We start from the raw sequence: 10,283 nt of genomic DNA, 5'->3' as shown, positions 1-10,283 counted from the left end.
TTTGACGTAGATGCCATGCACATCGTGTGGCACGGCAACTATGTCAAATACCTTGAAACCGCACGTTGCGCTTTTTTGTCTTCCATCGGTTATGACTACAATGAAATGGGGCGACAGGGGTACAGCTGGCCGATTGTGCAGATGAACCTCAAATACATCCGTCCTGCCCGTTTCGGCCAAAAAATCCGCGTTGATATGGATATCGTTGAAATCGAAAGCTGCCTGCGTATCGATTACACCATTTACGATGCTGAAACCAACGAAAAACTGACCCGCGCTTCGACTACCCAAGCCGCAGTATCGCTTTCAGACGGCCTGATGCAGTTTCAAACGCCGGACAGCTGGTTGGAAGCAGTAAAAAGACATCCGACTTTTAAGGCCGTCTGAAAAATTTAGCGATTAAACAACATATTGCCTGCTTATCAACTTTACCCTTTATAATTTTACGTTTCTGTTTTCAGACGGCCTTTATCCTCAAATCGCACACATTATGCTACTGAACCTCAACCGCTTTGCCTTTCCTGTTTTCTTAAAAGAAACCCGCCTGCTTACTGCCCTCGCCCTGCCTATGCTGTTGGCGCAAGTGGCGCAAGTGGGTATTGGTTTTGTCGATACGGTAATGGCTGGTGGCGCAGGTAAGGAAGATTTGGCCGCGGTGGCTTTGGGCAGCAGCGCATTTTCCACGATTTACATTACCTTTATGGGCGTGATGGCGGCGTTGAACCCGATGATTGCCCAGTTGTACGGCGCAGGTAAAACCGAAGAAGTCGGCAAAACAGGAATGCAAGGCATTTGGTTTGGCTTGTGTTTGGGCGTATTCGGCATGTTGTTGATGTGGGCGATGATTACGCCTTTCCGTCATTGGCTGACATTGAACAATTATGTCGAAGACACGATGGCGCAATATATGTTCTTTACCAGCTTGGCTATGCCGGCCGCCATGATACACCGCGCTCTGCACGCCTATGCCTCAAGCTTGAACCGTCCGCGCGTAATTATGTTGGTCAGCTTCGCGGCATTTGCGTTGAATGTACCGCTGAACTATGTGTTCGTTTACGGCAAATTCGGTATGCCTGCTTTGGGCGGCGCAGGTTGCGGCGTGGCAACGGCAGCGGTATTTTGGTTCAGCGCATTGGCTTTGTGGCTTTATATCACCAAAGAAAAATTCTTCCGTCCGTTTGGCTTGACGGCAAAAATCGGCAAACCCGATTTGGCGGCCTTTAAACAGATTTGGAAAATCGGCGCACCCATCGGCTTGTCTTATTTTCTAGAAGCCAGCGCGTTTTCGTTTATCGTCTTTTTGGTGGCGCCATTCGGCGAAGATTATGTCGCCGCGCAACAAGTCGTCATCAGCCTGTCGGGTATTTTGTATATGGTTCCGCAAAGTGTCGGCTCGGCAAGCACGGTACGCGTTGGCTTTTCGCTCGGGCGGCGCGATTTTTTGCGGGCGCGTTATATTTCAGGCGTTTCGCTGGTGTTGGGCTGGCTACTTGCCACCTGCACCGCGCTGCTCTTGGTTGTCTTTCGCTTTCAGTTGGCAGGTATGTACACCAACGATGCGGCAGTATTAGGCATTGCCGCAACCGTTTTATTTTTCGCTTCCCTATTCCAACTGGCAGATGCCACCCAATGTATCGCTTCATATGCGCTGCGCGGCTATAAAGTGACCAAAATGCCGATGTTCATCCATGCCGTGGCTTTCTGGGGCTGCGGCCTGTTGCCCGGCTACCTGCTTGCCTATCATGCCGATATGGGCATTTACGGCTTCTGGACCGCGCTGACCGTTTCGCTGACGATTGCCGCCATTGCATTGGTATGGTGCTTGGAGCTTTGCAGTAAAGAGATGGTCAAATCACATAAGGCCGTCTGAAATTTCTTTCAGACGACCTCCATTGATATTTCATTTACGGCTTATTCACTCTTAAGGAAAAAAATGTTTTCAACTTCCATTATAGAAAAACTTGCTTACTATATTTATTGCTTGATTGACCCTAGAGATGGCAATATTTTCTATGTAGGTAAAGGCGTGGGCAATCGCGTTTTCCATCATGCCCTAGGTTCATTACAAGAAACAGAAACGCCAAGTGATAAAATTGCTTTGATTAGGGAAATACATAAAAGCGGAAACCAGCCCGTGTATTACATTCTGCGGCACAACATCCAAACAGACAAACAGGCTTTTGAATATGAAGCAATGGCAATAGACCTACTCTCCCTAGTCAAGCCGAGCCAGCAGCCGCTGACTAATATTCAAGGCGGCACGCATTCTTCTGAAGTAGGATTGATGAGCTTGTCCGAATTAAAACGAAAATATGATGCGCAAGAATTGAAAACTGATAAACCTATTGTTTTAATTACGATTAATAACGAATACGAGAAACTGAAAAAAGACATCAGATCAGGGAATATTCCTGAAGCCGATAGGCATAAGGAAATTTATGAGCGCACACGGAAATATTGGAAAATCGGAAGTAGGCGTGAAAAAGCAAAATATGCAGTTGCAGTCTATCGCGGCTGGACATTGGCAGTATATGAAATTGAAAGATGGATTTCTGCCGACGATATTATTCAAGGTCGTTGGATGTTTGAAGGCAAGCCGTTACCAAAAGAGTCCAATATTTATCAAGAAATCGTGGACAAGCTGACCTATTCTTCCCAAGAAAACTATAAAGCGCCCCAAAACCCCATTACCTATCGTAATTGTTAAATAGTAAGTTTTCAGACGACCTGAATCCACAAAATCACAAATCATCATGCAACCCATCCAATACCAAACCGACCTCACCCCCTACAACACTTTCGGCCTTCGCGCCCAAGCCCAAGCCTTTATCGCACTCAAACACGCCGACGAGTTGCGCGACATCGTCCGGCTGCCCGAGTTCAACCGAAATACTGTTTTATGGCTCGGCGGCGGCAGCAATATCCTTTTGATGGAGGACTATGCCGGTCTGGTTGTGCATATGGAAAACAAGGGAATACGCGAAATTGAGCGTTCAGACGGCCTGGTTTATATCGAGGCTCAGGCTGGGGAAATTTGGCATGATTTTGTTTTGCACACGGTTGGGCTGGGTTTAAGCGGGCTGGAAAACCTCAGTCTGATTCCGGGCACGGTCGGCGCGTCTCCGGTACAAAATATCGGTGCATATGGTGTTGAAGCGAAAGATGTTATCCATAGCGTACGCTGCTTTGATTTGGATACGGAAACCTTTGTCGAGCTTTCCAATGCCGACTGTGACTTTGCCTATCGTGAAAGCCTATTCAAACAGGAAGGCAAAGGCCGTTATGTGATTGTTTCGGTTGTATTCGCGTTAAAAGAGCATTTTGTGCCGAACTTGGGCTATGGCGATTTGGCGGCAGCGGTTGCCGAACTAAGCCAAGACCGCGAGGCAACGGCTAAAGATGTTTCCGATGCAGTGTGTGCAATCCGCAACAGTAAACTGCCTAATCCTAACGTGCTTGGTAATGTCGGAAGTTTCTTTAAAAACCCTGTTGTCAGCGCTGAAAAAGCTGCCGATTTGTTGCAACAATACCCCAATATGCCACGCTATCCGCAGCCTGACGGTTCGGTCAAACTCGCGGCCGGCTGGCTGATTGACCAATGCCGTCTGAAAGGCCATCAGATCGGCGGGGCGGCTGTGCATGACAGACAGGCTTTGGTTTTGGTGAATAAAAACAATGCGTCCGCTCAAGATGTCCACCAGCTGGCACAATATGTTTGTAATACAGTATTTACTCAATTTCAGGTAGAATTACACGCAGAACCCAACTGGCTGCCGACTTCATACAGCCTATAAAACAAAGGAGTGTATTCCATGCCGCGCATTGCTAAAGTCAACACTTACACACGAATCATCAATGCCAGCCTCGCCTTGTTCAACGAAGAAGGCGAGCGCAATATTAGCACCAACCATATTGCCGCCCACTTAGGCATCAGCCCGGGCAACCTCTACTACCATTTCCGCAACAAAGACGAAATTATTGTCCAATTGTTCAAGCGTTACAGCGAAGCCCTGCTTGTCTACCTTAACGAAGCCGTATTGCCGTCTAATGTGGAAGACTCCATCAACTACATGGCCGGTATTTATGATGTGATGTGGGAATACCGTTTCCTTTTCAGCGATGTGAATACCCTGCTTGCCCGCAGTGCCGAATTATTGGGCGAGCACAATACCTTTACCCAAGCCAAAGTGTCCCCGCTGTTGGTCAACCTGCTGACCCAGCTCAACGGTCTGAACATCATCAGCGCAGACCAAACCGCCATGAACGACCTTGCCGTCAATATGTGGATGGTGACGAAATACTGGTTCGACTTCGACAGCTCCCTGCGCGGTCGAGCCAAGTTGACCGAGGATTCCAAAGTACGGGGCATCAGCCGCACACTCAGCCTGTTACGCCCCTACCTCCTGCCGGAACACCGTGCCGAATTCGACCAAAAAATCGGCAGCAACCATTAATTTTTCCATACAAAGGCCGTCTGAAAACGTGGCTTTAACCAAGTTAAAGCTATTTTCAGACGGCCTGTTAATTTTCGGATGCTTTATTTATGCACCTTCCCGATATTTCCATTCTCGGCTTAGGCTATCTCGGCCTGCCGCTGGCACAAAAATTTTATGAGCAAGGCAGTCAGGTAGCCGCCGTCAAACGCAACCTGACCTCCGACGACATCAATCTGCCAATTGAACTCGACATTATCGATTTAAACCAAAACGATATTTTTCACAGTTCGACCTTATGGCAAAACCATATCAACAAGCCGACATGGTTTTGCCTGCTTCCGCCTTCATCATTAAACCATTACGCCGATACCTTAAAAAAATGGATTCAACTTGCCGAGCAATCTAAGGTACAACACATCATCTTTACCAGCAGCACCAGCGTGTATGGCGACCAAGCACGCATATGCGATGAAAGCACGCCGCCCGATCCGCAAACCGAATCTGCCCGTCAAATCCTCGTAGTCGAGCAAGCCCTGCTTGAAAGCGCCGTCCCCCATATCGATATACTGCGACTGGGCGGGCTTTACTCTGCCGACCGTCATCCCGTTACCAAGCTGGTTCAGAAAACACGCATTCAAGGCGGCAATCAACCCGTCAATATTCTTCATAAGGATCTTGCCGTCCAAGTCCTTTTTCAAACGGCCTGCCAAGCTGACGGCAAGCGTATCCGCAATATTGTCGAACCCCGCCACCCAAGCCGGGCCGAATTTTATACTGCCGAAGCGACCAAACTCGGGCTACCGGCTCCTGATTTCATCGTTGATGACAAAAGCAACGGCAAAATTGTAAATACCGTTTGCGCAGACGGGCTAAGCCTGTAAAATTGCGACTCAACCCATTAATCCGTTTCAGACGGCATTTAGAGTAAACCATGTCCGCCCTATTTCCCCTTATCAACCACCTGATACAGCAAAATCCAGAGCAACAGCGCGAGCTGTCTGAATTTGCAGGCAGCATCATCTGCATCAGCCTGACCGGTTTCAGACTGACCGGACGCATCAGCGAACAAGGTTTTCTTGAAACCGCAAATGAAACCGCCGACACCAACATCACATTCCACAACAGCGCCATCCAAAAAATCCTCCAAGGCGGCCAGCCCGGCGTGGGCGACATCAGCCTCGAAGGCGACTTGGTCTTGGGCATGTCCGTCCTTCCTATTTTGGGTGGACTGCGCTATTATCCGAGCGAAGATTTGGCGCGTGTATTCGGTCATGTGGCCGCAGAAAGTATCAGCTCGCGCGCCGGCGACATCGGCCGCACCATGAAAAAAATCGGCAAAAGCATTGCCGAGCAAATCAGCGACTTTTCACGCGAACCCGAATCCCCTGTTATCGACCAAGCCACGCTTGCCGCATGGTTGGAAGAAGTGGACAAACTGCGTGACGACGTTGCCCGCCTAAACGAACGCCTCGATCGCCTCGAGCGCGATATCTGGATAGATTAGACACTTAATTTCAGACGGCCTACTATCATGAAAAGCCCATTTAAAAACATCGGTATCGTTACACGTCCCAATACGCCCGAAATTCAAGATACCGTCCACACATTGGTTTCTTTTCTGCGCGAAAACGGCTTCACCATCTATCTGGATGAATTGAGCGTAGAAGAACACTGCGTCTATATCCAAGATTCCGCCTACTGCGAAACCGTAAACAAAGCCCAACTGGGCAAATATTGCGACCTCGTCATTGTGCTCGGCGGCGACGGTACCTTCCTCTCCGCTGCCCGCGAAGTTGCTCCGCGCGCCGTTCCTATCATCGGCATCAATCAAGGCCACTTAGGCTTTCTCACCCAAATCTCACGCGACACCATGGTTGAGGGTATCCGCCCCGTACTGGAAGGCAAATATCTGCCCGAAGAGCGCATCCTCATTGAAGCCAGTATCATTCGTGACGGCGAAACCATCGAACGCGCCCTAGCCCTCAACGACACCGTACTGTCTCGTGGCGGTGCAGGCCAAATGATTGAATTTGAAGTATTTATCAATCAAGAATTTGTCTATACCCAACGTTCGGACGGCCTGATTATTTCCACGCCGACAGGTTCGACCGCTTATGCACTTGCCGCCGGCGGCCCCATCATGCAAGCCGGTCTGCACGCCTTCACGCTTGTGCCTATCTGTCCGCAATCCATGACCAACCGCCCGATTGCCATCTCCGACACCAGCGTAATCGAAATCCTCATTACCAAAAGCGGCGACGCACGCGCACATTTTGACGGACAATCCCATATCGACGTGCAAAACTTCGACCGCATCATCATTCGCCGCTATCACAATCCCTTGCGCGTCCTCCATCCCACCGATTACCAATACTTCAAAACCCTGCGCCAAAAGCTGCATTGGGGCGAACAATTGATTTAAACACCACTTCAATAAATAGGCTTACCATGAAAACCATTTCCCAAACCTTAATCATCGCGCTGTGCGCCCTTTCCTCCCTCTCCGTCTCCGCACACGGCATGCACAAAAGCAAACCCTTGTCCTTTGAAGAATTGCCGAAAATCTGCCAGCAATACTTTACCCGTGCGGATGCGTGTTACCAAAAAGCAGGCGATAAAGCATCGTTCCAACGTGACAACACAAAATACCTGCGCCAAATCCTGCCTGCTGCCGACGTAGGCCAACGTGAACGCATGTGCCAAATTGCCATGGATACATTCGCTGAAAAAACAAAAGGCTTAAATTGCGAATAAAGACCTTCCCCTTAGCTCTAGTAATTTTAATTTCATAAAAAGGCCGTCTGAAACATTAGATTGTTTCAGACGGCCTACTTACAAAAACCCTTTACTTTTTAAGAAGAGACCACAAAATCTACCGTATGCGCTTCACTGTAATCAGGGATTTCCAGCTTTTCTATCATGCGGTGCAACACATCATTCGGAACAGAATGTTCGCGGTTACGGTTTTGCGATAGTAATTGCGTGTAAGGCACTTCCAAATAAATGAGATGCACACGTGCGCCGTAATCGGCAAACATCGGCAGCCATTTACTGCGCAAGTCGCGGTTGAGATTGGTCGCATTGAAGACAAATGACGTACGGGCTCGCAGGTATTCTTTTGCCTGCTCTTTACCCAAACGCACTGCTTCGGCGGTATGTTTGGAATCTGCGGGATTGAGTTTACGCTCACGGCGAATCTCATCGAGCGACAGCATAGGTAAATGGGCAAGATGTTGCCTGATGTAGCTGTCTTTGCCGCTACCTGCTATGGCGCACATGGCGTACACCTCAAAGGTCTGATCATCAAATGGCTGATAATCCGGCATTTCGCTACGGCCGTTAAGATAGAGATAGCGTCCGTAATCGCTGGCGAACGTACGTGCCTTACCCCAACAAGCATTTTCTTCACAGAGTTCACGAAACAAATCAACGCGCAGCAAAATATCCTGTTGGTCGCAACATATACGACCCAGGACATCGGCTTTAGCCAGCATGGCAAGATGTGCAGTGTTAACCTGCAAACTGGCCGCTATGACAGCTCGATCAGGATTAGGCTTGTTAATTGCCCATAAAGGCAATCCGTGCAAGCGCACAAGTTTGGCGATTGCTTCTCTTACGGCAAATGGAGCGGCAAATTCGGTATACAGTAAAGTACGGGCAGTATGCTCGCCTTTTTTTGCGTGATGCGGCGAAACGATACGCTCTTTACCGTTTTCTATTTCACGCTTGGTCGTACTGCGTTTTTCCACATCATGCAGTATGGCGGCAGCAAACAGAATATGTTGCTCCTGTTCATCAAGCGCTTGAAACTCGGGCAGTTGTAAAAGGGCTTCGCACACCATTTTGGTATGCGTAAATACATCGCCTTCAGCATGCCACTCAGGGTCTTGCAGAACATCCTTCATATCGGCAAACCAGCTGAAACGACGTTCTAAGGCTTGCCAATCAGGAAGTTGACCGGGTATGTAATCTGGGAATGTCCACATAATTGTCTTTCTTATTATTGGATAATTGGACTTCAGGCCGTCTGAAACTGCCAGCTTTGCCAATGGTATTTGTCGTAATCGATAAGACGGGCAGGCTTCCAAGTTTTCGTCCAATGAACGTCGGTTTTAACGTGTTTGGCTCGCACCAATTTGAAAAGATTATCAAATTCATTGAATTGAACAGGCAGGTTGCCGTTGTTGGTGGCAAAATCAGCGGCGTTCCGGATAACGAAACCTTCACTGCATGCCGCTCCTGTTTTCGGATCGTAGCCGCCAAGCTTACCGGCAGTTTGTACGCTGTCTGTCCACGGCTCTCCCAAATTAGCGGCAAGCCATTGCGCTAAAGCAATATCTTCATTGGCGTATTTTTGAGTGGAATCTGCAAGCGGCTGGACAATTGGGATTTCTGGCACAGTCGGAAAATCAAACAGCTGCGCATAAAATTTAACCTCTTCCCATGAAAGCCAATGTCCGCCACGGCGGACGGCGAATAGATAAAAATAGCTTTCCAGTTGAGAATAGGCAATCGAATGAATGCCGTACATATTCTCGCCAAAAAGTTCGAGATCGCCCAAATCATCTTTGATTTGCTGCCATCGTTGCAGCAAAGGTTTATCCCACGGATGCTGGGTAGGTGCAGCATGACTACGGGCATAGAGGCCGTGCGCGGCAAAGCAGTTGTTTTGCCCATCTAATTTTTCGGTTAAAACCAATTTCGGCAGCGAGGCAAAATATGAAAGAAAGCCGCGCGGCATAAAGCGGTCGTCTGAAGTCGTGCCGAGGCTGATGGGCGCGTGCAGGCTGCGGGCGTATTTTTGAGGTTCAGTTGTCGTCATAATATTTTTTCCTTTTTATTCATTTTTTAATTTTCTTTTCAAGTGTTCCCAGCAACCCGTTACATTTTTCCCACCATATTTCCTTGTTTGGAAACCAAAAGCTGGTCGATTTTCAAATTTTCAGTATCGATAATTTCAAACTTATAACCGGCATAAACCAGAAAATCTGTACGTTTCGGGATTTTGCGCAGGGAATACATCATAAAGCCGGCGATGGTTTCGTAGTTTTCCGAATCGGGAAACTCTTCGATATCCAACGCACGCATGACATCGGCGAGCGGGGTCGCGCCGTCCACCAACCATGTGTCTTCGGTACGGCGGATGATTTGCGGCTCTTCTTCGGTATTGACCAGCTCGCCCATCACAATGCTCATCACATCTTTCAGCGTTACCACGCCAACCACCAGCGCGTATTCGTTCACTACGACGGCAAAGTCTTCGCCAGAAGTCTTGAAGGTTTCCAAGACATCGTAAAGCGACAGCGTATCGGGGATAAACAAGGCTTTACGCAACACGCGCTTGTCGGTCAGCCGGACATCTTTTTCTCTTAAAAATAAGGTCAGCAACGTATGCGATTCGATATAGCCGATAACGCGTTCCAAATCGCCGTCGCACACAAGGAATTTGTTGTGCGGTTTGTCCGACATCATTTCCAACACGGTATCGCTGTTGTCGTTTTTATCAAAATAGACAATGTATTCGCGCGTGCTCATGGTGGAAGTTACCTTGCGCTCTTGCATATCGAAAATGTTTTCAATCAGATAGTGTTCTTGTTCTTTCAACACACCAGCCTGCGCACCGGCATCGACGACGGCGTAAATGTCTTCCGAAGTCAGTTGTTCCTGACGGACGGTGGAAATTTTGAAGAGCTTGAATATTGCGTTTGCCAATCCGTCAAAAATCAAAATAAACGGCTTTAAGATAAAAATCAAAAACATCATCGGACGCACAATGCGTACCGCCACCGCTTCGGGATGGGTCATTGCCATACGCTTGGGCATCAGGTCGGCAATTAAAATAAAGCT

The 10,283-nt window shown here is 48.4% G+C and carries 12 protein-coding genes; 9 read left to right on the top strand and 3 right to left on the bottom strand.

Annotated features, from left to right (window positions below):
* The 9 genes from ACTHS3_RS08335 to ACTHS3_RS08295 all read left to right on the top strand — a co-directional run.
* A partial coding sequence (locus tag ACTHS3_RS08335) for an acyl-CoA thioesterase (RefSeq protein ID WP_440367659.1) occupies positions 1 to 387 on the top strand: 387 nt, incomplete at its 5' end.
* A gap of 103 nt (positions 388 to 490) precedes the next feature.
* Positions 491 to 1,870 (top strand): MATE family efflux transporter, encoded by a 1,380-nt coding sequence (locus ACTHS3_RS08330; RefSeq protein WP_049336801.1) that lies wholly within the window; start codon positions 491 to 493, stop codon positions 1,868 to 1,870.
* A gap of 63 nt (positions 1,871 to 1,933) precedes the next feature.
* Positions 1,934 to 2,707, top strand: coding sequence for an LEM-3-like GIY-YIG domain-containing protein (locus ACTHS3_RS08325; RefSeq protein WP_004519963.1), 774 nt, complete (start codon positions 1,934 to 1,936; stop codon positions 2,705 to 2,707).
* A 46-nt stretch (positions 2,708 to 2,753) separates the two neighbouring features.
* A complete protein-coding gene (gene murB, locus ACTHS3_RS08320) occupies positions 2,754 to 3,794 on the top strand; it encodes a UDP-N-acetylmuramate dehydrogenase (protein WP_004519964.1) in 1,041 nt (346 codons plus the stop codon).
* A gap of 18 nt (positions 3,795 to 3,812) precedes the next feature.
* A complete protein-coding gene (locus tag ACTHS3_RS08315) occupies positions 3,813 to 4,454 on the top strand; it encodes a TetR/AcrR family transcriptional regulator (RefSeq protein ID WP_004519965.1) in 642 nt (213 codons plus the stop codon).
* Between the two features lie 89 nt (positions 4,455 to 4,543).
* Complete coding sequence (locus ACTHS3_RS08310) at positions 4,544 to 5,317, top strand: SDR family NAD(P)-dependent oxidoreductase (protein ID WP_440367657.1); 774 nt, start codon at positions 4,544 to 4,546, stop codon at positions 5,315 to 5,317.
* A 50-nt stretch (positions 5,318 to 5,367) separates the two neighbouring features.
* The gene (locus ACTHS3_RS08305) at positions 5,368 to 5,940 is read left to right on the top strand and encodes a ubiquinone biosynthesis accessory factor UbiJ (RefSeq protein ID WP_004519967.1); all 573 of its coding nucleotides are present in this window, start codon (positions 5,368 to 5,370) and stop codon (positions 5,938 to 5,940) included.
* A 27-nt stretch (positions 5,941 to 5,967) separates the two neighbouring features.
* Positions 5,968 to 6,858: an NAD(+) kinase gene (locus tag ACTHS3_RS08300; RefSeq protein ID WP_036491160.1), complete on the top strand. Its 891-nt coding sequence runs from the start codon at positions 5,968 to 5,970 to the stop codon at positions 6,856 to 6,858.
* 26 nt (positions 6,859 to 6,884) lie between these two features.
* Positions 6,885 to 7,190, top strand: coding sequence for a hypothetical protein (locus tag ACTHS3_RS08295; RefSeq protein ID WP_003746349.1), 306 nt, complete (start codon positions 6,885 to 6,887; stop codon positions 7,188 to 7,190).
* Between the two features lie 98 nt (positions 7,191 to 7,288).
* Here the strand turns inward: ACTHS3_RS08295 and ACTHS3_RS08290 are convergent, their stop codons facing one another.
* The 3 genes from ACTHS3_RS08290 to ACTHS3_RS08280 form a co-directional block, all read right to left on the bottom strand.
* Positions 7,289 to 8,422: an AAA family ATPase gene (locus tag ACTHS3_RS08290; RefSeq protein WP_004519969.1), complete on the bottom strand. Its 1,134-nt coding sequence runs from the start codon at positions 8,420 to 8,422 to the stop codon at positions 7,289 to 7,291.
* Positions 8,423 to 8,454: 32 nt separating this feature from the next.
* A complete protein-coding gene (locus ACTHS3_RS08285) occupies positions 8,455 to 9,258 on the bottom strand; it encodes an RNA ligase family protein (protein ID WP_004519970.1) in 804 nt (267 codons plus the stop codon).
* Between the two features lie 59 nt (positions 9,259 to 9,317).
* Positions 9,318 to 10,283 (bottom strand): hemolysin family protein (locus ACTHS3_RS08280; RefSeq protein WP_440367654.1); only part of this gene is annotated, 966 nt, incomplete at its 5' end.

It is taken from the genome of Neisseria sp. P0009.S007, from assembly GCF_051962515.1.
Note: the sequence above shows the minus strand (reverse complement) of the source record. Positions and strands in the feature narration are given on the sequence as shown.